Origin of the sequence: Methylomonas subterranea (assembly GCF_024505185.1) — a bacterium.
GTDB classification, from domain to species: domain Bacteria; phylum Pseudomonadota; class Gammaproteobacteria; order Methylococcales; family Methylomonadaceae; genus Methylomonas; species Methylomonas subterranea.
In genome coordinates, this window is the sequence record NZ_JANIBJ010000036.1 from 13,100 (window position 1) to 35,081 (window position 21,982).

The 21,982-nt window shown below is 55.8% G+C and carries 26 protein-coding genes, 1 tRNA gene and 2 pseudogenes; 11 read left to right on the forward strand and 18 right to left on the reverse strand.

The window, feature by feature from the left end; translation table 11 throughout:
* Window positions 1-3: 3 nt before the first annotated feature.
* Window positions 4-1,176 (forward strand): lysophospholipid transporter LplT, encoded by a 1,173-nt coding sequence (gene lplT, locus NP590_RS16545; RefSeq protein ID WP_256603745.1) that lies wholly within the window; start codon window positions 4-6, stop codon window positions 1,174-1,176.
* Here the strand turns inward: lplT and NP590_RS16550 are convergent.
* Window positions 1,118-1,747 carry a TetR/AcrR family transcriptional regulator gene (locus NP590_RS16550; protein ID WP_256603746.1) on the reverse strand — a complete coding sequence of 210 codons (630 nt, stop codon included), beginning with the start codon at window positions 1,745-1,747 and terminating at the stop codon, window positions 1,118-1,120. The two genes, lplT and NP590_RS16550, sit on opposite strands and share 59 nt — an antisense overlap.
* Window positions 1,748-1,816: 69 nt before the next feature.
* Here NP590_RS16550 and NP590_RS16555 point away from each other — a divergent pair, with 69 nt between their 5' ends.
* Window positions 1,817-2,317: an NUDIX hydrolase gene (locus NP590_RS16555; RefSeq protein ID WP_256603747.1), complete on the forward strand. Its 501-nt coding sequence runs from the start codon at window positions 1,817-1,819 to the stop codon at window positions 2,315-2,317.
* 143 nt (window positions 2,318-2,460) lie between these two features.
* Here the strand turns inward: NP590_RS16555 and NP590_RS16560 are convergent, their stop codons facing one another.
* Both NP590_RS16560 and NP590_RS16565 read right to left on the reverse strand, forming a co-directional pair.
* Entirely contained in the window at window positions 2,461-2,889 is a 429-nt protein-coding gene (locus NP590_RS16560) for an Hsp20/alpha crystallin family protein (protein ID WP_256603748.1), read from the reverse strand.
* Window positions 2,890-3,029: 140 nt separating this feature from the next.
* Window positions 3,030-3,106 (reverse strand) — tRNA-Asp (locus NP590_RS16565).
* Between the two features lie 72 nt (window positions 3,107-3,178).
* On the opposite strand from NP590_RS16565, the gene NP590_RS16570 reads away from it, so the two are divergent.
* Window positions 3,179-3,871 carry a class I SAM-dependent methyltransferase gene (locus NP590_RS16570; protein ID WP_256603749.1) on the forward strand — a complete coding sequence of 231 codons (693 nt, stop codon included), beginning with the start codon at window positions 3,179-3,181 and terminating at the stop codon, window positions 3,869-3,871.
* Window positions 3,819-4,226 (forward strand): PepSY-associated TM helix domain-containing protein, encoded by a 408-nt coding sequence (locus NP590_RS16575; protein WP_256603750.1) that lies wholly within the window; start codon window positions 3,819-3,821, stop codon window positions 4,224-4,226. The genes NP590_RS16570 and NP590_RS16575 overlap by 53 nt, the downstream gene beginning before the upstream one ends.
* Before the next feature lie 74 nt (window positions 4,227-4,300).
* Here the strand turns inward: NP590_RS16575 and NP590_RS16580 are convergent, their stop codons facing one another.
* Window positions 4,301-4,471 (reverse strand): hypothetical protein, encoded by a 171-nt coding sequence (locus NP590_RS16580; protein ID WP_256603751.1) that lies wholly within the window; start codon window positions 4,469-4,471, stop codon window positions 4,301-4,303.
* Window positions 4,472-4,996: 525 nt separating this feature from the next.
* Between NP590_RS16580 and NP590_RS16585 the strand changes: the two genes are divergently transcribed.
* The gene (locus tag NP590_RS16585; protein ID WP_256603752.1) at window positions 4,997-5,797 is read left to right on the forward strand and encodes an arylamine N-acetyltransferase family protein; all 801 of its coding nucleotides are present in this window, start codon (window positions 4,997-4,999) and stop codon (window positions 5,795-5,797) included.
* 214 nt (window positions 5,798-6,011) lie between these two features.
* Here NP590_RS16585 and NP590_RS20680 read toward each other — a convergent pair.
* The 3 genes and pseudogenes from NP590_RS20680 to NP590_RS16595 all read right to left on the reverse strand — a co-directional run.
* A pseudogene (locus tag NP590_RS20680) lies at window positions 6,012-6,260 on the reverse strand (ISNCY family transposase); the annotation flags it as partial.
* A 5-nt stretch (window positions 6,261-6,265) separates the two neighbouring features.
* A pseudogene (locus NP590_RS20685) lies at window positions 6,266-6,746 on the reverse strand (ISNCY family transposase); the annotation flags it as partial.
* 166 nt (window positions 6,747-6,912) lie between these two features.
* Window positions 6,913-8,619 (reverse strand): SpoIIE family protein phosphatase, encoded by a 1,707-nt coding sequence (locus NP590_RS16595; RefSeq protein ID WP_256603753.1) that lies wholly within the window; start codon window positions 8,617-8,619, stop codon window positions 6,913-6,915.
* A gap of 45 nt (window positions 8,620-8,664) precedes the next feature.
* Here NP590_RS16595 and NP590_RS16600 point away from each other — a divergent pair, with 45 nt between their 5' ends.
* Window positions 8,665-9,066, forward strand: a complete 402-nt coding sequence (locus NP590_RS16600; RefSeq protein WP_256603754.1) for a DUF6164 family protein — start codon at window positions 8,665-8,667, stop codon at window positions 9,064-9,066.
* Between the two features lie 8 nt (window positions 9,067-9,074).
* Here the strand turns inward: NP590_RS16600 and NP590_RS16605 are convergent, their stop codons facing one another.
* The 11 genes from NP590_RS16605 to NP590_RS16655 form a co-directional block, all read right to left on the reverse strand.
* Window positions 9,075-9,311 carry a TIGR02647 family protein gene (locus tag NP590_RS16605; protein ID WP_256603755.1) on the reverse strand — a complete coding sequence of 79 codons (237 nt, stop codon included), beginning with the start codon at window positions 9,309-9,311 and terminating at the stop codon, window positions 9,075-9,077.
* Window positions 9,312-9,339: 28 nt separating this feature from the next.
* The gene (locus tag NP590_RS16610; RefSeq protein WP_256603756.1) at window positions 9,340-10,116 is read right to left on the reverse strand and encodes a DUF3530 family protein; all 777 of its coding nucleotides are present in this window, start codon (window positions 10,114-10,116) and stop codon (window positions 9,340-9,342) included.
* Window positions 10,113-11,192, reverse strand: coding sequence for an AI-2E family transporter (locus tag NP590_RS16615; protein ID WP_256603757.1), 1,080 nt, complete (start codon window positions 11,190-11,192; stop codon window positions 10,113-10,115). The genes NP590_RS16610 and NP590_RS16615 overlap by 4 nt, the downstream gene beginning before the upstream one ends.
* Before the next feature lie 51 nt (window positions 11,193-11,243).
* The gene (locus NP590_RS16620; protein ID WP_256603758.1) at window positions 11,244-11,573 is read right to left on the reverse strand and encodes a cold shock domain-containing protein; all 330 of its coding nucleotides are present in this window, start codon (window positions 11,571-11,573) and stop codon (window positions 11,244-11,246) included.
* 365 nt (window positions 11,574-11,938) lie between these two features.
* Window positions 11,939-12,301, reverse strand: a complete 363-nt coding sequence (locus tag NP590_RS16625; RefSeq protein WP_256603760.1) for a hypothetical protein — start codon at window positions 12,299-12,301, stop codon at window positions 11,939-11,941.
* A gap of 134 nt (window positions 12,302-12,435) precedes the next feature.
* Window positions 12,436-12,846: a ketosteroid isomerase-related protein gene (locus NP590_RS16630; RefSeq protein WP_256603762.1), complete on the reverse strand. Its 411-nt coding sequence runs from the start codon at window positions 12,844-12,846 to the stop codon at window positions 12,436-12,438.
* Between the two features lie 65 nt (window positions 12,847-12,911).
* Window positions 12,912-13,448 carry a cob(I)yrinic acid a,c-diamide adenosyltransferase gene (cobO, locus tag NP590_RS16635; RefSeq protein ID WP_256603763.1) on the reverse strand — a complete coding sequence of 179 codons (537 nt, stop codon included), beginning with the start codon at window positions 13,446-13,448 and terminating at the stop codon, window positions 12,912-12,914.
* Window positions 13,445-14,707: a cobyrinic acid a,c-diamide synthase CobB gene (locus NP590_RS16640; protein ID WP_256603764.1), complete on the reverse strand. Its 1,263-nt coding sequence runs from the start codon at window positions 14,705-14,707 to the stop codon at window positions 13,445-13,447. The genes cobO and NP590_RS16640 overlap by 4 nt, the downstream gene beginning before the upstream one ends.
* Before the next feature lie 13 nt (window positions 14,708-14,720).
* Window positions 14,721-14,987, reverse strand: a complete 267-nt coding sequence (locus NP590_RS16645; protein ID WP_256603765.1) for a SemiSWEET transporter — start codon at window positions 14,985-14,987, stop codon at window positions 14,721-14,723.
* Window positions 14,988-14,998: 11 nt separating this feature from the next.
* Window positions 14,999-15,193, reverse strand: a complete 195-nt coding sequence (locus tag NP590_RS16650) for a hypothetical protein (RefSeq protein ID WP_256603766.1) — start codon at window positions 15,191-15,193, stop codon at window positions 14,999-15,001.
* Between the two features lie 6 nt (window positions 15,194-15,199).
* The gene (locus tag NP590_RS16655) at window positions 15,200-17,512 is read right to left on the reverse strand and encodes a DNA translocase FtsK (RefSeq protein WP_305888723.1); all 2,313 of its coding nucleotides are present in this window, start codon (window positions 17,510-17,512) and stop codon (window positions 15,200-15,202) included.
* Window positions 17,513-17,685: 173 nt separating this feature from the next.
* On the opposite strand from NP590_RS16655, the gene trxB reads away from it, so the two are divergent.
* The 5 genes from trxB (at window position 17,686) to cas1f (ending at window position 21,975) form a co-directional block, all read left to right on the forward strand.
* On the forward strand, window positions 17,686-18,642 hold the full coding sequence (gene trxB, locus NP590_RS16665; RefSeq protein WP_256603767.1) for a thioredoxin-disulfide reductase: 957 nt from the start codon (window positions 17,686-17,688) through the stop codon (window positions 18,640-18,642).
* A gap of 45 nt (window positions 18,643-18,687) precedes the next feature.
* Entirely contained in the window at window positions 18,688-19,380 is a 693-nt protein-coding gene (gene aat / locus NP590_RS16670; protein ID WP_256603768.1) for a leucyl/phenylalanyl-tRNA--protein transferase, read from the forward strand.
* Window positions 19,377-20,096, forward strand: a complete 720-nt coding sequence (locus NP590_RS16675) for an arginyltransferase (protein ID WP_256603769.1) — start codon at window positions 19,377-19,379, stop codon at window positions 20,094-20,096. The genes aat and NP590_RS16675 overlap by 4 nt, the downstream gene beginning before the upstream one ends.
* 3 nt (window positions 20,097-20,099) lie before the next feature.
* A complete protein-coding gene (gene efpL / locus NP590_RS16680) occupies window positions 20,100-20,666 on the forward strand; it encodes an elongation factor P-like protein EfpL (protein ID WP_256603770.1) in 567 nt (188 codons plus the stop codon).
* Window positions 20,667-21,015: 349 nt separating this feature from the next.
* Entirely contained in the window at window positions 21,016-21,975 is a 960-nt protein-coding gene (gene cas1f / locus NP590_RS16685) for a type I-F CRISPR-associated endonuclease Cas1f (protein WP_256603771.1), read from the forward strand.
* Window positions 21,976-21,982: the final 7 nt, after the last annotated feature.

Below are 21,982 nucleotides of genomic sequence, written 5' to 3' on the forward strand. Positions count from 1 at the left end.
AAGATGAGCAAGCACATATACCCTTTACTGATTGCCCAGTTTTTGTCCGCCTTTGCCGACAACGCGATTTTGTTTACCGTAATCGCCCTGGTCATGCAGAGCGCGCAGCCGGCCGGCTGGTATATTCCGGCCATGCAAAGCGTGTTTTTGATCGCCTTTGTCGTGCTGGCGCCCTGGGTGGGTACGTTCGCCGACAGCCACGCCAAATCGCGGGTATTGATCATCGCCAATCTGATCAAGGCCGCCGGCGCGAGTCTGTTATTGTTAAAAGTGGAACCCTTGATCGCCTATTGTCTGGTCGGCGTCGGCGCGGCGCTTTACAGTCCGGCCAAATACGGCATCTTGCCGGAACTGGCCGGCCACGACGGTCTGGTCAAGGCCAACAGCTGGATAGAGGGTTCGACGATACTGGCCATTCTGACCGGCATGGTGGTAGGGGCCAAAGTCGCCGACTATTCGATCAACTGGGCCCTGAGCGGCACGGTGGTTTTATTTTTGATTTCCGCCGCCACGACCTTGTTTTTGCCCGCCAGAGTCAGCCGAGCACCGGTTACCGGTTCCAAAATTCTGTTGTTTTACCGAGAAGTGCGCAGCTTTTTAACCAGCCCGCGCTCGCGGTTTGCGGTTTTGGGCGCCTCGTTATTCTGGGCGGCGGCGGCCTGCGTGCGGGTCATCATCATTGCCTGGGCTCCGCTGGTACTGCTGTCGCATAATGCCAGCGACATCGCCAACCTGACACTGTTCCTGGCAATCGGCATCATCGTCGGCTCGGCCCTAGTGCCGCATCTGATTCCGCTGGAACATTTGCGCCGGGCCCGCATCCCGGCCTATGCGATGGCGGCAATGATCATGGGCCTGAGTTTCACCCAGGACTTATGGTCGGCCCGTGTCGTCTTGCTGCTAATGGGCACCGCCGGCGGCATGTTCATCGTGCCCATCAACGCCGCCCTGCAGGAATTGGGGCAACAAAGCATAGGCAGCGGCGGCGCGGTGGCCATGCAGAACTTTTTTCAGAATGCGGCGATGCTGCTGTCGGTGGGATCGTATACCTTGGCCGCGTCCCAGCAAGTCGGCCCGATTGCCGCCCTGTTGGGCTTGGGAGGCCTGCTGTTCGCGGCTACTTTCTGGGTGGTGTTGCGCTTGCCGGATTCCGCGGTTGCGACCAGCCGGCAATAAAATTTGTCACCAGCATGGCCACGGTCGCCTGGGCGTTTTCCGCGCCGACCCGGCCCAGGCTGCCGTTCAATGACAGCACGCAGGCTCCGTGCACCCCGCTCCATAAAGCCTGGGCCGCCAGATGCGCCTGCTCCGGGTCGGCCGGGTCCGGCAGCAGGCGGCAAAACGGCTGTTCGACTATCGAAAACATCTCGCGGGTTTTTTGTTGATACCACTCAGGCACCGGCGCATCCTTGATGGCTTCGAAAATCATTCGCCAGCGGTTGAAATGTTGGTGGGCGAATTGCAGATAAACCTCGGCCAGGGCCAGAATGTGTTGTTCGGCGGATTCGCAAGGCTCAAGTTGCCGCAACTGCCCGGCCAATTCATCCAGCGCCCTGCCCTTCACGTGCATGACCACATCGTCCATGTTGGCGAACACCATATAGATACTGCCGACCGTGTAACCAATTTCCAAGGCCACCTTGCGCACCGTCAGGGCATGAAAACCTTCTTCAACCACAATAGTTTCCGCCGCGTTCAGCACCATTTCCCGGATTTGTTCCTGAGTATGTTCACTTCTTCTGGCCATAATTGCTCTGCGAGGTGCATTCAAAAGGCGATACCATACACGACCTTTGAGCCGGAATCGATACCCAAAATGCCGAATGAACCGCTTGCCGTCGTCGATGAACTCGACCGCATCATAGCCTACCGCCCGCGCCGGGAAATTCATGCCTTGTCCCTACGCCACCGGGCCGTGCACATTCTGGTTTTCAACCGCGACGGCCAACTGTTATTGCAAAAACGTTCGCGGAATAAAGACCTCAACCAGGGCCTGTGGGATAGCTCCGCCGCCGGCCACGTCGACCAGGGCGAGGATTATGCCGATTGCGCGCCCAGGGAACTGCGGGAAGAGTTGGGCATCGACGCGGCCCTGACCGATTTATTTAAATTGGAAGCCTGCCCCGAATTGGGCATGGAGTTTATCCGGGTTTACCAATGCCGGCATGACGGGCCTTTTAGCTTCGCCGCCGAGGAAATAGACGAACTGCAGTGGCTGCGGCTGGACGAGGTGGACAATCGGGTGAATGGCGACGACGCCGCGCTGACCGAAACCTTCAAGATCATTTGGCGGCATTATCGAACTTTGCATGGATAAACGGGGTAGCCGGCTAATGGCGGATACCCCGTTCCGCCGTGTTAGGATTCCGCCCGAAATAACTTCCGCATTCCTAACCCTCTCCCTCCGGGAGAGGGTTAGGGTGAGGGGTATAAATAGGGAAGTTATTAGGGCCGGAATCCTTATTCGATAGCCATACGTTGGCCGGCCTGTTTTTGTTTTTTCAGCAGATTCAGCGTCAGTACGCCGTTTTCGTAGCGGGCTTTACTGGCGACCTCGTCTATATCGGCCGGCAATTGGAAGCTACGGGATACCTCGCCGTAATAACGTTCGCTGCGCAACAGTTTATCGTCCTTGGTTTGGCTATCCATCTGGCTTATTTCGGCCCGAATGCTGACGACATTCCCGTCTATGTTGACGTGGATATTCTCTTTATTGGTGCCGGGAATTTCAGCCTCGACGATATATTCGCCGGGATTTTCCTTGATATCGACCTTAATCTGGGACGGCAGCGCATCGCCGTGTAAAGGCTTGATAAAATAACCGGGGTTGACGTCGCGAAACAATTCATCAAACAGACCGCGACTTACAAATGGACTGATGTTGGCCATGACATTTCTCCTCTGCGTTGTGATAAAAAATTTTGAGCGCGGGGAGATTATGGTGGCTAAAAGCCAAATTTCAAGGCCGGATGCGCCGATTAGAAATCATCGACAGGACTGCAAGGAAGGTTTTACAACAAAAACGCGTGTGGCGGAGCGGACGGGGCTCGAACCCGCGACCCCCGGCGTGACAGGCCGGTATTCTAACCAACTGAACTACCGCTCCGCAGTTGGAAGCCGCGCATTCTACAGCAAAACCCCATAGCGTCAAGCTCAATCATCAAATTTGCCAAAATTCATGCCAAATACGCCCTGCCCGCTTTGCCTCGGCACCGAAACCGCCCGTTTTTTCGCGGATAAACAGCGCGACTACTTACGCTGCCGACACTGCCAGTTGGTTTTTGTCCCGCCGCCTTGGCATCTGTCCGCCGAAGCCGAACAAGCGGTTTACGATTTACACCAAAACCGGCTCGACGACGCCGGTTACCGGCAATTTTTATCGCGCCTGGCGGAACCCTTGCTGGAAAGACTGCCGGCCTCGGCCAACGGCCTGGATTACGGCTGCGGCCCCGGCCCCTTGCTGGCCCGAATGTTTAACGAACACGGCCATGTAATGCGCGTCTTCGACCCAATCTATGCCAACCGGCCCGACACGCTGCAAAACCGCTACGACTTTGTCACCTGCACCGAGGTAGTGGAGCATTTTCGCCAGCCAAGGCGGGAATTTCAGCGCCTGTTCGGCTTGCTGAAACCCAAGGGTCACTTGGGCATCATGACCAAGTTGGTGCTGGATGCCGACGCCTTCAGCCGCTGGCACTACAAAAACGACCCTACCCATATCGGCTTTTATTCGGCGGACACGATGGCATGGCTGGCGGAAAGCTATCGATGCCGGCTGGAATTCATCGGCAAAGACGTAATCATTTTTACGCCTAGCGATGCCGCCATCGGCAACTTCATCGGTTATCAGCATCGATCAGGCTGTAAATAACGCGCGGACGGTTTTTCCGCAAGCCGAGTTACGCTGGATAGAAACCCCGCATGATGCACACGGCAGTTTCCGCATCAATCTGCGTCAGGCTGGCGAACCCAGTCGGCGTTTTCCCAAAACCAATGTTTGGGTCGACCAATATTCCGGCAATATTCTGCTTGCGCATGATCCAGTTGATTTTAGCGCCGGCGATACCTTTATTCATTGGCTACATCCCCTGCACAGCGGGGAAGCGTTCGATATGCCGGGTCGGCTGTTGGTGCTGTTGACGGGCTTGAGTTGTCCGCTGCTATTCGTTACCGGCCTGCTGCGTTGGTTGCAAAAACAGACAGTCAAGCGGCATAGCCACGGTTAGGCGGTGTCCGGAACATATCCGGCGCTCATCAAATTTCGGCGCTCAAGCCTGACCGATGATTCGAAAGCGTTCGTTCAATAGTCCGGTCGGCGGGAAACGCATTCGCAGCCGCCGGCGCCCAACAAGGAATTATTGGCGGCGTTGACGATGGCATTCACAGCCAGGGTCTTGATATGCGTCCGCAATAGATGGCTTGTTTCATATCTCGGCAAAACGATGCCGTTTGCCGGCCAAGGAATATACATCCGCCTTCTGTTCCATCTCCCTCCGGGAGGGCTAGGGATATCAATAGTGAAGTTATTACTCTGAAAGTAAAAAATCGAGCGGGTACGGTTGCTTGTTGGACAGGCGTCGGCAGCAAGGATGCTGCCGACGAGCCTACACGGACGTATTTACGGCGTCCTGTCCGGCGAGGAACCGTGCCCAGCTGCACTACTTTCATTTGCCGGGGCGATCGCCCGGCCTTCATGAACGTTACTCTGAACGTAACAGGGTGCTGTTGCTTGTCGGACAGGCGTTGGCGGTAAGGATGCCGCCTTCGAACATACACGGACGTATTCACGACGTCCTGTCCGGCAAGCAATCGCGCCTTGTTAACGCTGCTTTCTTAGGCTGGCGAGATCGGAATCCTAAGCTGATTGTTCCTTAACACACTTGCCCAATAAACGACTCCCGCCGCTAAAAACTTGCGGCTCGGCCCGAATTCGACATAATGACCGCGCAAAAAATATACACACGCCTTTCAATTCAGCTCAGCATCCATTGGTAACATGACATTCAGCATAAACGATTATTTAGCCCGCATCGGCATCGCCAGGCCCGAATCGACCGCCGCCGGTCTGGCGCAATTACAACAGGCGCAACTGGACGCCATTGCCTTTGAAAACATCAACCCTCTGCTGGGCGTATTGCCTAATCTGGAAACCCCGGCCCTGGTCGACAAAATCCTGGCCAACGGACGCGGCGGATATTGTTTCGAATTGAACGGCCTGCTGGGGTTGGCATTGGATGAACTCGGCTTTGACTATCAATCCATTATGGCCAGGGTCCGAATGGGCAATAGCGAGGGCGGTCCTCGGCTGCATTTGGCCTACATCGTCGAAGCGGAAGGCGAATCCTGGTTGATGGATGTCGGCTTCGGCGGCCCCAGCCACTTTCACCCCCTGCGTCTGCATGCAGAACCCCAGCAACAGGGGCACGACATCTTCCGCCTGCGCCAGGAGGCGCATAGCGGCGAAACCGTATTGGAGCGCAAGCAGGACGACGACTGGTTCGCCCTCTACAGCTTCGACCGGGCCGCCGTGCGGCGTTGCGACCTGGATGCCGCCAATCTGGTGTGCGCCACCTGGGAGCAATCGCTGCTATCGCAAAACCTGCTGTTATGCCGCAATACCGAATTCGGCCGAATCCAGCTGTTCAACAGCAACTTCTCCGAATTCCGCGCCGGCGTGCAAACCAGCCGTACCGTCGAAACCGCCGAGGAATTGAGCGGCCTGGTTCGCAACGATTTCGGCATAACGGTTACAGACGCCGAAGTAAGCGGCATCGCCAAACGTTTGAATTTGGCGTGAATGTATGTTGTGCTTGACAGGAAACTCGCTTTTTTCAAAATCCTGCCGACTTACTCAGCATAGCGCTAGCCGTTTTTCGGCGTAGGCCGGCATTTTTTCTTATTGCGTTGTACGCAACGATACCAATCAGTCCTTCAGGGCGAATTTTGGATGCGCCCTTCCTGTGCTTCGGGCTTTTGTACGGGCCTCGTCGTCGATCGGCTTCCGGTTGCGCTTGTTCGCGCAAGACGGCCCCCAGGCGCAGAATGTTGCGGGCAACAACGGCCAGTGCCACGTAGCGTTTGAAGCCGTTAAGGCCATGATCGGGGCATTTGTCAAGGCCATGTACACCCAGTGCATTAATCGCCGATTCGACGGCTGAGTGTTGACGGCGCGGGCAGACAAATTCCGGGGCGGATTCGCGGGCTTTGCCGGCTTCGGATAATCGGCCTTTTTTCGGCAATATCACGTGTTCCAGGCGCTGTTTGACAGTGGGTGCCCGGCGTTCACCACTTCCCGGTTGATGCGGTCCGATAGCTCGGGCGTAAACAAGGCGACGTTGTCCCGAATCGTCTGCACCTCGTACGCCTGTTCGTCCAGCCAGTCGCTATGCCCCAAGCATCTACCCTAAAGGGCAGAAGTGCCGGGTGGTCTTGTGTTGGTGGGCCAACTCTTGAATCCGGTCGTAATCGGCATTGAGGCCTAAGCGCAATACGCCCAACACCAGGATCTTCCATTGCTCCATGCCGGGCCGCCCGGTTTGGCGGCTGGCCTTGCCTTTGCCGTCGGCTCTTGCGGGCATCACTTCTTCCAGTAGGGCAAATACCCGCCGACGCAACCCCTCCTCGGTATAAATGTATTGCAGTCCACGCAACAGTTGGGGATTGTCATCGCGTGATTTGGGATCAATGACAATGTCGGTAATCTGAGTTTCGCCGAATTGGAGTTGTGGCTGAATGACGGTGCGCATGCGCTTTCGGCGAACGAAGGTTTTGGCTTTTTAGGCAGTTACAGGCCGATTTTGGCCGAATATTGGGGGAAACCCATGTCGGCGCAACATATCCTCGTGTCGCGAAACAACTATATCATATTGATTAATATCGATTTTATTGTTTTACGGTCAGACACTAGTTATCTTATTTTTTCCAGTTGAATACTGCTGTGACCCGATTGCCCTTACCCCGATAAGTCAGGCTCGAACACAGCGTTTCCACCAGTTTGAGTCCGCGTCCGCAAAAGCCTTCGTTACAATCCAGGGTTTGATGGCGCATTTTCCAATCGAATCCATCCCCGCTGTCCATGACCTTGATGGTCAACTGCCCGCCCTCCGGCGTGGGTCTGTGGCTCACCGACAACCTTATCCCGCCCTGTCCCCAGTTGGCCAACCTATCTTCCTTCATCTGGTAAAAACGCATAAAGCCGTCCGAGGTGGATTTGATATTGGAATCCAGCTTCAACACGCCATGATCCAGGGCATTGGCAAACAGTTCGCTGATAATCAAAAAAATCGCCTGACGGTGCCGCTTTAAACCTTGAATTTCCATCAATGAATTCACCAATACCGGCACCGGATTGACGATACGCAGGGCGTCAATACCGAACTCCATCGAACTCTTCCAATGCAAGGCCGCCGGCTGATGCTCGCTTTGTTTCTCCTTGCTGCTTTCTCGGGGAATTTTATCGACATCGCACACCAATTCGACCAGGGAAATGTCGTCCTTCTGATTCAAGCCCCGGGTATGCCGATGCAATGACGCCCGCAGGGCGGCAATTCCATCGTTCGGATTTTGTTTGATGGCGTCGAGAACCCGCTCGCCGCCAAAGGCTTCGCCCAAAGGATTCTCGGCTTCAAATACGCCATCGGTCATAAGAAACAAACGATGGTGTTTATCCACGCTGAAATTTTTCAGCTCCAGATCGATTTGTTCGGTAATTCCCAACGGAATGTTATTGGCCTTGACCGTGGTATGCCAGCCATCCCGCACATTGACGATAAAGTGTTCCGGCAGGCCGCAGGTAATCAAACTCAGGGTTTGGGAATCCGGATAAAACCCGACCGCCGTCGCCGCCAAAAACATGTTGGTGGGCAATATGCCGTAGAGCTTTGAATTGATTTCCCGGAGGATATCCGGCAGGGCAAAGCCCTTGCGGGCCATGCCGTAAAAAATATCCGCCACGGGCATAGCCGCCACCGACGCGGACAGGCCGTGGCCGGTGAAATCGCCCAAAAACAGATACAGCTGATTATCCGGGGTTTTTTCCACCAGCAACACATCGCCGTTAAACAGGGCCAGCGGCGACATCACGGCATTAACGGCCTCGGTGCGCAGCAAATTACCCTGAAACACGGTGTTGTAGATTTTGGCCGCCAGTTCCTGCTCAATCTCCACGTTCTGATAATAGCTGATCAATTGCTTGCGCAGATTGAACTCGTGTTGATACAGCCGACGCATCCTGAAAGCGGATTTGATTTTGGTTTGCATCAAGCGGAAATTGACCGGCCGGACCATATAACTATCGATATCGGCATCCTGGTAGCGGTCCATCAACTCGTCATCAATGATCCGGCTGATAACGATCACCGGCAAATAGTCATCCACAATCTGCCTGAAACGTTCGATATCGGCGCTTAAACAAGCCTGGGTGGCGACCAACAATAGGCCAACCCCGGTTTCCGTTCCGATGAAATCCACGGCTTCGCAGGCCGAAGCGACCGCATGAACGCAATAACCGGCGTCTAGCAGCAATTGCAACAAGCCTTGGTCTTGCGTCATTTCATCGGAAATCAACAGAATCATTTCCGGCTGCGCGGGCGTTGGCGTGCTTGGGTGCATGGCGCTCATTTAAAGAAGGATTAAAACGCCGCTGGAAGAGGCAGGCATTTTATAATGGGCGAACCCGTCAATTTCTTGCTCATGTTGTCCATGTCCATACTGTTTTTCAATTTAAGGGGCGTACCAGCCGATGAGGCCGACGAGGTACGCGAGCTGCTTTCGGCCAACGACATCGCATTTTACGAAACCTCGGCCGGCCTGTTAGGTATTTCGCTGGCGGCTATCTGGCTGCAAAGGCCGGACGATTTAGCCTTTGCCCGCCAATTGTTCGATGCCTATCAACAACAGCGCGCCGAACAGCAACGCGCCTTGTACCGGGAACGGCTGCGGCAGGGTCGGCAAGCGGGTTTTTTCCGCCACAACCTGCAACATCCGCTTCGATTTATTGCCCTCTGTGTTGCCTCGCTGCTGGTGATCTATTTATCCAGCCAATGGGTAATCGGCCTAAGCCCATGATAGAGCGCTCAGTTGGCGTTTAAAATAGTCAACATCCTTTGTACATTTTCGGCGACTTCTATCCCCAGGTCGGTCAGATAACCGCCGTCGGGCTGTGTCGTCAGGCCCTTTTCGCACAGGCGTTTGGCCGCGCCTATCAAATGTGCTTCGGCATCGTGGTGGACTTTTACCCCTTCCTGATGACTGGCCAAATTAAATAATGATAACAAATGAATTTCCGCGACTGTGTCGTCGTTTATGCGCATTGCGTTGCTCCTGATGGTGTTTAGTAATTTAATTGGGCCCGAGGCTTAGCGCCAACCAGCTGTATATCCTTTTGATCAGCAAATTGGGATCCTGTGCAAAAGCGTGGTTTTCGCCGTTAATCCTGACTTGCCTGTAAACCGGATTGTCTTTGCCCAGCATGCGCCGACGGCGGGCGGTATCGACCACCTCGGACAAATCGAATTCGGCGTACAAATCCAGAATCGGCAGCGCTATGTTTTTAATGAATTGGCCTGTTTGCGCTTGCGGCAATGAGCTGTCCGGCACGGCCAGACTCACAAGCGCCAAGGCGGCCAGGCCATTGGGATCGAGACTGAGAGAATAGGCGGCCATGGCCGCGCCCATGCCATGGCCGACCACGGCAATATCCTTGGCGCCTATCTTGCGCAAATAGCCGACGGCCGTCTGAATGCGTCCGTGGGCCTCGTCGAACAGGCCGTAGTAATCCGCGCGGCCGGCACCCGCTTCCCGCACCGGCAACTGTATCGACAGGGTCGTCCAATTGTGTTGCGGCAACACGACGCGCAAGCCATGCATGACGGGTTGTTGATCCGGATGTTCGCCCATGTCGTGCAGCAACAGCACGGCCCGGCCATGGTCGGATTTTTCCGCTTCGGTCAATAGCGCGAAAAAAGACTGCCCGCCCTCGCCCAGCCAAATCCCCTGCCCCATGACGACGGTTTGCCGCAGGTAATCGGCGTAATCCAGTTCGCGTTGCGAGCCGCCGGCTTGCGGGGTTCCCGCCCAAAGAGACATTAGCAAGCAAGCGGCCGGCAAAAACTTCACAAATTGGAACCGTTGCTGTAAAAGCCGCTAAAGGTATAGCGTTCATGGATATGCCGCAGCAATACCATGACGACCGAAGCCGCCGGCAAAGCCAGCAACACGCCCAGGAAACCGAACAACTGCCCGCCGGCCAGTACCGCGAAAATCACCGCCACCGGATGCAGGCCAATCTTGTTGCCTACCAGCCAGGGCGTCAACAGCATGCTTTCAAGGCTATGCCCGATCGCAAACACGATCAGTACCGACACCAGATACATGCCATCCTGAAATTGCAGCATCGCCGCAATGCAGGCCATGCCGATGCCCACGACCGCACCCATGTAAGGCACGAAACTGATCAGGCCGGCAGTCATGCCTATGGGCAAGGCCAAGTCCAGGCCGATCAGCAACAGACCGATACTGTAAATCAGACCCAGGGCCAACATCACATAAAACTGGCCGCGCAGAAAAGCCCCCAAAACCGTGTCCGCCTCGGCGGCCAATCTGCCGACCGTGCCCGCCATGCGCCTGGGAAACAAATCATGCACCCTGACCACCAAGTCATCCCAATCCCGTAACAGGTAAAACGTGATGACAGGAATCAACACCAGATTCATCAACCAACCCAATATCAGCGCGCCCGAATGCGAAACCGATTGCAGCAAGTTTTCCGTGACCGCCGAGCCGTCCTGCCAATAGCCGCGCACCATGCCGATCAACTGATCGGTTTTTATCGGCCTAATCCCCTTACCCAAATATTTTTGCAAGCTCGGAATGACGGACTTGTTCAACCATTGCAGATATGACGGCAGTTTATCGATGAACTCGCCGATCTGGTATTCGATGGTCGGAATAATAACCAATAAAATGGCGGTGGCGCCTATGCTGATGCCGAAAAAAACCGTTACCACCGACAGCGTGCGATTCAAGCGGAAGTTCTTGTAGCGTAGGGTTTCCAGCCTATCCACCAAGGGATCGCCCAGATAAGCCAGAGTCGCCGCCACCGCAAACGGCATCAATATCGGAGCCAGCAAGTACACCAGCCAGCCCAGACCCGCCACGAAGAACAACGCCAGCCATTTGCGCGAATCATTCATTAGATTAAATTGCTCCGAAAAACCGATGGGTTTGCGGCCGCATAAAACCGCTTAAGCCGAAAAATAGGCGTAGGCGGCCACGGCCGCGCTCACCAAGCCCAAGGCGGCCGCAAGCAACCACAGCCATTTTTTGCTGATTTTTCCCGCCGCGGCTAGCGTTTCGACGCCCTCAATACGGGCATTGACGGCCTTGAATTTGCCGCCCGCATCGTGATCGACCTGATAAAACAATATGTCGCCGCGTACCGGCCGCCGCGCCATGCCTTTCAAGGCCGAAATGTGCACGAAAATATCCTTGTCGCCATTGTCCGGCTGGATAAAGCCGAAACCTCTGTCATCCTTCCAGGTTTTTAAAATACCCCTTTCAAGTGTCTCCGCCATTGTCTTTACCTCTGTCTTACTTATTATTGTCGCAAAACTATCCTTGTCGATCCGCCGCGGTTCCGCGCCCCCTGGTCGGCCTTAAAATCATTCCAATTACCGCGGCCAACCGCGCGTTAGCTTGAATGACAAGCATCTCCTTGGCGTCGCCGGCATCATAGCAGACCTCGACAAACTCATGACATTCCGGATTGATGGGGGACCGATGTTATCGCGGGATGCGCGCATTGCGGCCTAGCCCAAGAACAAAGCGGGGCGGCATCAACAGGGAGAGGGCTGATTAGAGGATACGGCAACGCCTTGATCGCAAGGCTGACAGCCTCGGAAACAAGGCGTTACCGCCTGCGCGGAAACGCCGGATTGATTTAGAATTTCTTGTCTATCAGTACTTGGCCGTCAATGACCAGTTTAGACACGCCACCCAGTTGCTGATGCAGGGTGCATGAAGCCGTTTTGAAGTTATCCCCCTGTTCGCCAACCCATTCCAAGGTGACGTAGGTTTCCTTGTCCGTGTCTGTCTTGGAGGGAAAATAGACCTGGGTTCCGGTCTTGTTCTGGATCAGTTTGGGACATTTGGTATTGGCCATTTCCTGCATGGCGACCAAGGTACGAATTTGCGCCGCAGCCTCTTTTTCCTCGTTGGACTGCTCCTTGTTGACGCCAACCATGATAAATCCCGCCGCAAACACGCCCGCAACCGCGAGCATCAACTTTTGTGATTCGCCCATGCTAACTCTCCTCTCGTTATAGTTATGTTTGGCAATGCCGAATAGTTGCCGATTCCGATTCTAAGCCATGTCACCCATGCCGGCAATTGATGATTCCGGAAAGTACCGGAATCACCCTAGATTCCGCGAATGGCTTATTGCGGGTCTACCTGGGCAATCCAGTCGCCCAGATTGTAATAATTGGTGATGCGCGCCACTTTGCCGTCCCGGATATCGAAAAACGCTCCGGCCGGCAGGCGGTATTTCTGGCCGTTGGCTTCCGGCAAACCTTCGTCGGTATTCAAATATTCGCCCAGCACCACGAATTCCGCCGCGGCCCGGCTACCGTCTTCGTTGGCCATGATGACCATGTCGACCAACTGCTCGCGGTAATGGTGATTCATTTTATCCATGAATTTGGCGAAGGCCGCCTTGCCTTGTTCGCGATCGCCCTGGTTGATGTCATGCACCACGTCGTCGGTCAGCAAACTCAGGAAAGTTTCCATATCGTTGTTATTGAAAGCCTGATAGTAATTTTCAATAAGTTGTTTCGCTTGTTGTTGCATGCTTGCGTTCACCGGAATGATTAAAAAAGGCGGCAATTCTGCCAGAATCGGCAAAATATTTCAGCTTAAAATTCAACACCCTGCTCGGCCTTGATGCCGGATTCGAAGGCATGCTTGACCCGGGTCATTTCGGTGACCGTATGCGCCGCCTCTATCACTTCCGCCGCCGCGTTGCGGCCGGTCAACACCAAATGCAGCCAAGCCGGTTTTTCGTTTTGTATGAAGTCGGCGATTTCCCGGCCGCCGATCCAACCGTAACCGCAGCAATAATTGATTTCGTCCAGCAGCACCAGATCGAATTCTCCGGACAAAATCTTTTGTTTGCCGAACTCCCAGATTTCCCGGCTGGTTTTAATGTCCTGCTCGGGATTTTTGGTATCCCAGGTAAAGCCGTCGCCCAAGGCATGCCATTCGATATTATCGAAACGCTCGGCGGCTTTTTGCTCGCCGGTTTGCCATTGGCCCTTGATGAACTGGATCACGCAGACCTTCATACCCCAGCCGGCGGCGCGAAACACCATGCCGAAGGCGCTGGAGGATTTGCCCTTGCCCTCGCCGGTATGCACCAACACCACGCCTTGTCTTCTCTCTCTCGTTTTCATGTCAACCACTCTGTAATCGCCTGATCGGCACTGGAAAAATACCAGTGATTGTAGGATGCGCGTAAATTTTTATAGCGCGCGCCCCGATCGCCGTCGCAGTCAAAGGCCGGTGCCAGCCGCCGCCGGCATTCCCGAACCGAATAATGAAACTCGTGCCCGCGCATGCCCGAAGCTTCCTCGCGATAACCCAGGGCCGCCAACTTGCCTTGCATGCAGGAATCGAACGGCAACACATTGGCCATCGGCCAGCGCTCGCCCTGGCTGTCTATCAAGGCCTCGCCCAGCAGCATGCCGCCGCCGCATTCCGCCAACACCGGTTTGCCGGATTCGATGAAGGCTTTTATCGATGCCAGACTGGCGGAAGTTGACAGTTGCCGGGCATGCAGTTCCGGATAACCGCCCGGCAGCCATAAAGCATCGGAGTCCGGCACCGGCTCGCCGGCCAGCGGCGAAAACCAAGCCAGCCGCGCGCCATGCTCCAGCAAACAATCGACATTACCGGGATAAATGAAACAACAGGCTGCGTCCCTGGCCACGGCGATGGTTTTTCCTTGCAGCGGCCCAGCCTGACTTTCGCTAAGCTCCGTGGGCGTAAACTCGGCAAACGCCGCCAATAAGGCGGCATGCTCGACATGCAAGGCCGCTTGAAAATCGGGTATTTGGGTCGGATCGGGAACCGTCAGGCCCAAATGCCTTTCCTCCAGACCCGGCGCCTCCATATTCAGCCAAGCCAGCACGGGCGGCAATGCGTGGTCCGCCAAACAGTCGGACAGCAGGCGGGCATGAAACTCGCTACCGACCCGGTTGGCGACAATACCGGCGATTTCCACCCCGCGCCGGCGGGCAAAATCGCGAAATCCGCTGACCAGCGGCACAATGGTACCGGCCATGCCGCGAGCATCGACCACCAAAATGACCGGCGCTTCGAGTTGCGCGGCCAAATCGACGCTGGAACCGGCCAAGCCGACACCGGAGCGGCCGTCGAACATACCCATCACGCCTTCAATCAGGCCGTAGCGCGCGGCGCCGGTCAAACGGCTCAGCAGGCGGCGGGATTCGCTTATGCCCACCATCTGGGTGTCGAGATTATAGGAAGGCGAGCCGGTGACGGCCGCATGCCAGAGTGGATCGAGAAAATCCGGTCCGACCTTGAATGCGCGCGGCCCGAGCGCTTGCTTGGTCAAATATTGCAGTAAAGCCAGCGTTACGGTGGTTTTACCGCAGCCGGAATGCGTACCGGCCAGCAAAGCGATTTTCATGGTTCCGTGACGGCTATTTGCGCAGTGAATTTCGGATTTTAAAACCCAATATTAAAGCCGCCAGCAAAAACGTCACTGCATTGGCGGCAATGATGGCCGGGTTGGACAAATAAATGCCATATATCAACCACAACAACACCCCGCTGGTAAACAGGCTGTACATACCCAGCGACAGGGAATCGGTATCGCGGGTTTTCAGGGTCAGAATGGCTTGCGGCAAAAACGACAGCGTGGTCAGCGTGGCCGCCAGGTATCCGATCAGATCGGGAATCATGTTCATGGGGGGGGTGATCAAGGGGAAAATCGCTGACCGATAAAATAGTAAGCGGCCAACAAAAACAATTGCAGAAAAGTCAGCAACCAGAAATAACCGATGAACATCATGATTTTCACCGGCGTGTCCTGAGTCTTGCGTCTGATCATCCACCAACCGCAAAGCGTGGAAATCAGCATCACCAGCAATAGCGCAATAATCGCCACGCTCATAAACCGTCAACGCGGCGGTGGCGCCAACACCTCGCGGGAACCGTTGGTTTCGGCCGGACTGACCACGCCGGCATTTTCCATGTCTTCAATGATGCGGGCGGCGCGGTTATAACCGATTTTAAAACGCCGTTGCACGCTGGAAATCGAGGCTTTGCGGGAGTCGGTCACAAAAGCCACGGCCTCGTCGTACAAGGCATCGCTCTCGCTGTCTTCGCCATCGGCCCCGGCCACGTCCCCGCTATCGGTGCGCTCCTGGGTAATTTCATCAAGATAATTGGTGGGGCCGGTTTTCTTCAAAAACTCCACCACTCTATGCACTTCATGGTCGTCGACGAAGGCGCCGTGGGCGCGCAACGGGATGCTGGTGCCCGAGGGCAGAAACAACATATCGCCGTTACCCAATAAGGCTTCCGCGCCGCCCTGATCGATAATGGTGCGGGAGTCGATGCGCGAGGAAACTTGAAAGGAAATCCGGGTCGGCACGTTGGCCTTGATCAGGCCGGTCAACACATCCACCGACGGCCGCTGGGTCGCCAGCACCAGATGGATGCCGGCCGCCCGGGCTTTTTGCGCCAGACGGGCAATCAATTCCTCGACCTTTTTGCCCACCACCATCATCATGTCGGCCAGTTCGTCGATCACAATGACGATGCTGGGCAAGGTCATCAGCATGGGATAATCTTCCAGCGCCACCGGCGTTTCGGGGCGGAACAAGGGATCGCGGATAGGCTTGCCGGCGGCTTCGGCCTCGCGCACCGCATGGTTGTAACCGGCCAGATTGCGCACGCCGACCTTGGACATCAACTTATAGCGGCGCTCCATTTCCGCCACTGCCCAGCGCAGGGCATTCTGAGCATCTTTCATGTCGGTGACGACCGGCGTCAACAGATGCGGAATACCTTCGTAAACCGACAGCTCCAGCATTTTCGGGTCTATCATGATCAGCCGCACATCATCCGGCTTGGCTTTGTACAACAGGCTCAAAATCATGGTGTTGATGGCCACCGACTTACCGGAACCGGTGGTACCGGCCACCAGCGCATGCGGCATCTTGCCCAGATCGGCCACCACCGGCGTACCGGATATATCCTTGCCCATGGCAATGCTGAGTTTGGATTTGGAACGTTCGAATTCGTCGGACACCAGCAAATCGCGCAACGAAACCATTTCGCGTTCCTGATTGGGAATTTCCAGGCCGATGACCGACTTGCCTTCTATCACTTCGACGATGCGCACGCTGGTCACCGACAAGCCGCGCGCCAAGTCCTTGGCCAAGGTGCTGATGCGGCTGACTTTGACGCCGGCCGCCAAGCGCAACTCGAAACGGGTAATTACCGGCCCGGGCAGCACTGCCTCCACTTCGGCGGAGATACCGTAATCCTGCAACACCTCTTCAACCTGACGGGAAATTTCCTCCAGCTCCAGTTTGGAATAACGCTTGACCTTGACCTCGCGCTTATCCAGCAAGGTCAAGGGCGGTAAAGCGTTCAGATAAATATCCGGACCGAAATCCTCGATTTTGCCGTCCTTTTTACGCTGCGGCTTAATCGTGGCGGGCTTTTCCGCTTTTGCCTCCGGCGCCAGCTTTAGAATTTGCAATTTGGGTTTTTTCGCGGCCTCATCTTCCTCGACTGTTTCCGGCTTGGACGGACGAGACTTTTTGTTAAGCGGCACGGCCTGCCTCTGCGGCTTATCCGCCCGATAACGCGCCGGCGCCGCAATGGCCCGCCGCCCCACCACGGTGACGGTACCCAGGGCGAATTTACCCACCCAGTTCATGGCACTCAACCAGGACAGACCGGTCAGCAGGGTCACGCCTGTCATGAATCCCGCCAGCAACAACAGCGTGGAACCGGAATTACCCAACAAATGCACCAACACTTCACCGATTTCCCGGCCCAGGATACCACCGGGACTTTCCGGCAAATCCACCTTGGTTCTTAAAAAATGCAGATGCAAAAAGAAAATGGCCGAACCGGAAATCATGGTAATCATGAAGCCGCCGCTACGGGACAACAACAACCAACGATTAGCCGGCATGCCGTCGGCGGCATACAGCATATATCCGCAACCCAACACCATCAGCGGAATCAGGTAAGCCATCAAGCCGAAAAAATAGAGCACGAAATTGGCCAACCAGGCACCCAATAAACCGCAGGCGTTGTTGAGTTCCTGAAACGACGAGCTATGGCTCCAGCCCGGGTCGTTGGAATCGAAGGTCAACAAGGCGATCAACAAAAACAGTCCGCAGCAGGAAAAACCCAGTAATGCAATTTCTCGAAAACCTCTCGAAGTTCTCTCTTCCACAACAGCTACCATGACTAAATGCCCGCAAAATAAAGCCCAATAAAACAGGATTATAGATGATAAAAACAGATTTCACATTAGCTGACGCGCTTGAAAGCCCAAACATCGTCGCCTTTACGGTTTTATCGCCCGTCAATTGCCCGTATAATTTTCCCACCTCAACCCGACTTCTGGAGACTGCCTCGATGGCCGCCGCAAAACATTGCAAACTGTTAATTCTAGGTTCCGGCCCGGCCGGTTACACCGCCGCCGTTTACGCGGCGCGCGCCAATCTGAATCCGGTGATGATTACCGGTATGCAACAAGGCGGACAGCTGACCACCACCACCGAAGTCGACAACTGGCCCGGCGACGTCGAAGGCGTGCAAGGCCCTGAATTAATGGACAGAATGCTGCGGCATGCCGAGCGCTTCAATACCGAGGTGATTTTCGACCACATTCATACCGCCGACCTGTCCAAGCGGCCTTTTACTTTAACCGGCGACAGCGGCGCCTACACCTGCGATGCGCTGATCGTCGCCACCGGCGCTTCGGCCAAATACCTGGGCCTGCCATCCGAGGAAGATTTCAAGGGTCGCGGCGTATCCGCCTGCGCCACCTGCGACGGCTTTTTCTATCGCAATAAACCGGTGGCCGTGATCGGCGGCGGCAATACCGCGGTTGAAGAAGCGCTGTATCTGGCCAATATTGCTTCCGAAGTGATCGTCGTGCACCGGCGCGATAAATTCCGCTCGGAGAAAATTTTGTCCGACAAACTGCTGGAAAAATCCAAATCCGGCAATGTGCGCATCGAATGGAACCACCAACTGGACGAAGTGCTGGGCGACGACATGGGCGTGACCGGCATCCGCATCAAAAACAGCCAGGACGGCTCGACCAAGGATATCGACGTACACGGCGTCTTCATTGCCATAGGCCACACGCCTAATACCGATATTTTTACCGGCCAGCTGGAGATGCAGCACGGCTATATCGTCGTCAACAGCGGTATTCAGGGCAACGCCACCGCCACCAGCGTACCCGGCGTATTCGCCGCCGGCGACGTGATGGATTCGGTCTACAAACAAGCCATCACCTCGGCCGGCGCCGGCTGCATGGCCGCGCTGGACGCGGAAAAGTTTCTGGACGAACTGACCGGCTAAAGGTTTGGCGGAAACGGCCCGCCGCCGTTTCCCGCCTTCTCCGCAATGCGGCTCACCGTTCTCGACGCTCTGAACCCCCATCAAGCGTTCCCCACGCTCGACAAGGCATTGGACGAACCCAACGGCTTGATTGCCGTGGGCGGCTGCTTGGCACCGCAACGTATCCTCAACGCCTACCGGCACGGCATTTTCCCCTGGTTCAATCCCGGCGAACCCATCCTCTGGTGGTCTCCCGACCCCAGGCTGGTATTGTTTCCGGAGCGGCTCAAGGTCTCGCGCAGCCTGCGAAAAACCTTGCGCCAACAGGTGTTCGAGATACGTTACGACAGCGCCTTCGAACAGGTGGTCGCCGCCTGCGCCGCCCCCCGTCCGAAGCAAAGCGGCACCTGGATTACCCAGGACATGAAGCAAGCCTATTTGCAACTGCACCGACTGGGTTATGCCCATAGCGTGGAAGCCTGGCAGGATAGACAATTGGTCGGCGGCCTATACGGCATAGGCATGGGCCGGGTGTTTTTCGGCGAATCCATGTTTCAGCGCAAAACCGACGCCTCCAAGGCCGCCTTTGCCCACCTGGTTCAACAATTGACACTTTGGGGTTATCAATTGATCGACTGCCAAGTCAGCAGCGAGCATTTATTCAGCCTGGGGGCCGAGGAAATTCCCCGCCACGCCTTCGCCAAACTGCTCGAACGGCTTTGCCCCTCGCAACCCGAGCCGACGGCGTGGCGACCATGATTTCCATCCCCCTTTGGCTCAGCGCCGAACACGATTGCAGCTATCTGGAAGGCAAACTGGCTCGATCGGCGGTGGTTCAGCCCGATTTCCCCCTGGATACCGCGTTTTATTCCCGCTTGATCGAACAAGGTTTCCGCCGTAGCGGCGATCAGGTCTACCGGCCCCATTGCCAACATTGCAAGGCCTGCGTACCTACCCGCGTCCCGGTCGCCGCCTTTAGGGCCAACCGCGGTCAACGCCGTTGCGCCCGCCGCAATCAACATACCCAGGTTATTATTAAAACCGCCGAATTCAACGAACGGCATTTTGATTTATACCGCCGCTATCAGAGGGCCCGTCACCAGAACCCCCCGGATGCCGCCATCAGCCGCGAAGACTACCTGCATTTTTTGACCAGCCACTGGTGCGAAACCTGGTTCGTCGAATTCCTGATCGAAGGCCGGCTGGCGGCCGTCGCCGTGGTCGACGCGTTGGACCATGCGCTGTCGGCGGTCTACACCTTTTTCGATCCGGATTTCGACGCCTACAGCCCCGGCGTGTTTGCGGTGTTATGGCAAATCGAGGAGGCCAAGCGGCGGGAACTGGAATTCGTTTATCTGGGTTTCTGGATAGCGGATTGCCGTAAAATGCGTTACAAAAACCAATACCAGCCCCTGCAAGGCTTGACGGCCGGCCAGTGGCAAGACATCCACTTTCAACAGCCCCGAGAGGAATAAGCAGTGCCCAAAGCCAACGAACTCAAGCAAGGAACCGCCATCGAAATCAACGGCGAACCCTATGTGGTCAAAAAAATCGACGTGCGCAACCCGACTTCGCGCGGCGCCACCACCTTGTATAAAGTCCGCTTCACCCACATGAAAACCCGGCAAAAACTGGACGAAACCTTCAAGAGCGACGACATGCTGAAGGCCGCCGATTGCTCGCGCTGCAACGTGCAATTTTCCTACCAGGACGGCGACACCTACCATTTCATGAACAGCGAAACCTACGAGCAATACGCGCTGTCCGCCGAAGACCTGGAAGGTCAAACCGAATATTTAAGCGACGGCCTGGAAGGCATTATCATGCTGCTGATGGACGACGCCCCGCTCGGCATCCAGTTGCCCACCACCATCACGTTGCAAATCGTCGAAACCCCACCGTCCATGAAAGGCTCCAGCGCCACCAAACGCACCAAAACCGCCAAACTCAGTACCGGCCTGGAAGTACAGGTACCGGAATACATAGAATCCGGCGAGATGATCAAGGTCAACACCGAAACCGGCGAGTTTTCCTCGCGGGCCTGAGCGATAGACCAATCGCCCACCCAATCGGCGGCCCAGCTATAACTCCCTACGCAATGGAGGCAATGCCGTTAAGGAAGCCGCTCAAAATATCTTCCGCATTCAGTCCCCTTCGGCGGCTGTCGTAAAAGCCATAACAGAACCCTCCCTCCGGGAGGGTCGGGTGAGGGCATGAAAATCAACGCATTGCCTTGTTATTTACCCTCATCCCAATTCTCCCGGCGATAGAAGGGACTGATCGGCCTTCCGGTGGGCGCCAGTTCAGCGAGGGAAAGCCATTTACAGCGGGATAGCAAACCTAAGGGAACGGAATCCCCCCAAAAGCCGTCAACTGAAAATCGTGAGCCAAACAATGGATCAATTAACCGATTTGAAAGCCATCCTGCACTCAAAGCGGGCCAACATTTACTACCTGGAAAAATGCCGGGTCATGCAAAAAGACGGCCGCGTGCTGTATCTGACCGAAGCCAAGGACGAAAACTACTACTGGAACATCCCGATTGCCAATACCACGGTGATCCTGCTCGGCACCGGCACCTCGATCACCCAGGCGGCGATGCGCATGCTGGCCAGCGCCGGCGTGCTGGTCGGCTTTTGCGGCGGCGGAGGTACGCCCTTGTTTAGCGGCTGCGAAATCGAATGGCTGACCCCGCAAAGCGAATACCGCCCCACCGAGTACGTGCAAGGCTGGCTGAAGTTCTGGTTCGACGACGATCGGCGCTTGGCCGTCGCCAAAACCTTTCAACAAGCCCGCGTCGACTACATCCGTAAGGTCTGGAGCAAGGACCGCGACCTGCAAGCCGAAAACATCTTCGCCGACGACAGCGCCATGGCCGCCGCGCTGGACGGTTACGCCACGCAAATCGAGCAAGCCGGCAAAACCGGCGACCTGCTGCAACGCGAAGCCCTGTTGACCAAACAACTCTACCGCTATGCCGCCAAAGCCACCCAGCATGTCGATTTCAGCCGTGACCACGACGCCAGCGATCTCGCCAATGGTTTTTTGAACCATGGCAACTACCTGGCTTACGGCCTGGCCGCAACCACCTTGTGGGTGCTGGGCATCCCGCACGGCTTCGCGGTGATGCACGGCAAAACCCGGCGCGGCGCGCTGGTGTTCGACGTCGCCGACCTGGTCAAAGACGCCATCGTCCTGCCCTGGGCCTTTGTCTGCGCCAAGGAAAAAATGACCGAGCAGGAGTTCCGCCAACAAATCCTGCAAAAATTCACCGAGCACAAAGCGCTGGATTTCATGTTTGAGCAGGTAAAGCAACAAGCTATTCAATCCCCTCTCCCTCAGGGAGAGGGCTAGGGTGAGG

Bases quoted from the DNA above. Each gene is read 5' to 3' on its own strand.
- NP590_RS16575 (WP_256603750.1), top strand. From the start codon at position 3,819: ATGCCGCCATCGGCAACTTCATCGGTTATCAGCATCGATCAGGCTGTA.
- lplT (WP_256603745.1), top strand. From the start codon at position 4: ATGAGCAAGCACATATACCCTTTACTGATTGCCCAGTTTTTGTCCGCC.
- trxB (WP_256603767.1), top strand. From the start codon at position 17,686: ATGGCCGCCGCAAAACATTGCAAACTGTTAATTCTAGGTTCCGGCCCG.
- NP590_RS16620 (WP_256603758.1), bottom strand. From the start codon at position 11,573: ATGGCGGAGACACTTGAAAGGGGTATTTTAAAAACCTGGAAGGATGAC.
- NP590_RS16615 (WP_256603757.1), bottom strand. From the start codon at position 11,192: ATGAATGATTCGCGCAAATGGCTGGCGTTGTTCTTCGTGGCGGGTCTG.
- NP590_RS16605 (WP_256603755.1), bottom strand. From the start codon at position 9,311: ATGCGCATAAACGACGACACAGTCGCGGAAATTCATTTGTTATCATTA.
- NP590_RS16655 (WP_305888723.1), bottom strand. From the start codon at position 17,512: ATGGTAGCTGTTGTGGAAGAGAGAACTTCGAGAGGTTTTCGAGAAATT.
- NP590_RS16570 (WP_256603749.1), top strand. From the start codon at position 3,179: ATGCCAAATACGCCCTGCCCGCTTTGCCTCGGCACCGAAACCGCCCGT.
- NP590_RS16675 (WP_256603769.1), top strand. From the start codon at position 19,377: ATGATTTCCATCCCCCTTTGGCTCAGCGCCGAACACGATTGCAGCTAT.
- NP590_RS16560 (WP_256603748.1), bottom strand. From the start codon at position 2,889: ATGGCCAACATCAGTCCATTTGTAAGTCGCGGTCTGTTTGATGAATTG.
- NP590_RS16650 (WP_256603766.1), bottom strand. From the start codon at position 15,193: ATGAGCGTGGCGATTATTGCGCTATTGCTGGTGATGCTGATTTCCACG.
- NP590_RS16645 (WP_256603765.1), bottom strand. From the start codon at position 14,987: ATGAACATGATTCCCGATCTGATCGGATACCTGGCGGCCACGCTGACC.
- NP590_RS16595 (WP_256603753.1), bottom strand. From the start codon at position 8,619: ATGAGCGCCATGCACCCAAGCACGCCAACGCCCGCGCAGCCGGAAATG.
- NP590_RS16600 (WP_256603754.1), top strand. From the start codon at position 8,665: ATGGGCGAACCCGTCAATTTCTTGCTCATGTTGTCCATGTCCATACTG.
- cobO (WP_256603763.1), bottom strand. From the start codon at position 13,448: ATGAAAACGAGAGAGAGAAGACAAGGCGTGGTGTTGGTGCATACCGGC.
- NP590_RS16550 (WP_256603746.1), bottom strand. From the start codon at position 1,747: ATGGCCAGAAGAAGTGAACATACTCAGGAACAAATCCGGGAAATGGTG.
- NP590_RS16555 (WP_256603747.1), top strand. From the start codon at position 1,817: ATGCCGAATGAACCGCTTGCCGTCGTCGATGAACTCGACCGCATCATA.
- NP590_RS16630 (WP_256603762.1), bottom strand. From the start codon at position 12,846: ATGCAACAACAAGCGAAACAACTTATTGAAAATTACTATCAGGCTTTC.
- aat (WP_256603768.1), top strand. From the start codon at position 18,688: ATGCGGCTCACCGTTCTCGACGCTCTGAACCCCCATCAAGCGTTCCCC.
- NP590_RS16640 (WP_256603764.1), bottom strand. From the start codon at position 14,707: ATGAAAATCGCTTTGCTGGCCGGTACGCATTCCGGCTGCGGTAAAACC.
- NP590_RS16580 (WP_256603751.1), bottom strand. From the start codon at position 4,471: ATGTATATTCCTTGGCCGGCAAACGGCATCGTTTTGCCGAGATATGAA.
- cas1f (WP_256603771.1), top strand. From the start codon at position 21,016: ATGGATCAATTAACCGATTTGAAAGCCATCCTGCACTCAAAGCGGGCC.
- NP590_RS16585 (WP_256603752.1), top strand. From the start codon at position 4,997: ATGACATTCAGCATAAACGATTATTTAGCCCGCATCGGCATCGCCAGG.
- NP590_RS16625 (WP_256603760.1), bottom strand. From the start codon at position 12,301: ATGGGCGAATCACAAAAGTTGATGCTCGCGGTTGCGGGCGTGTTTGCG.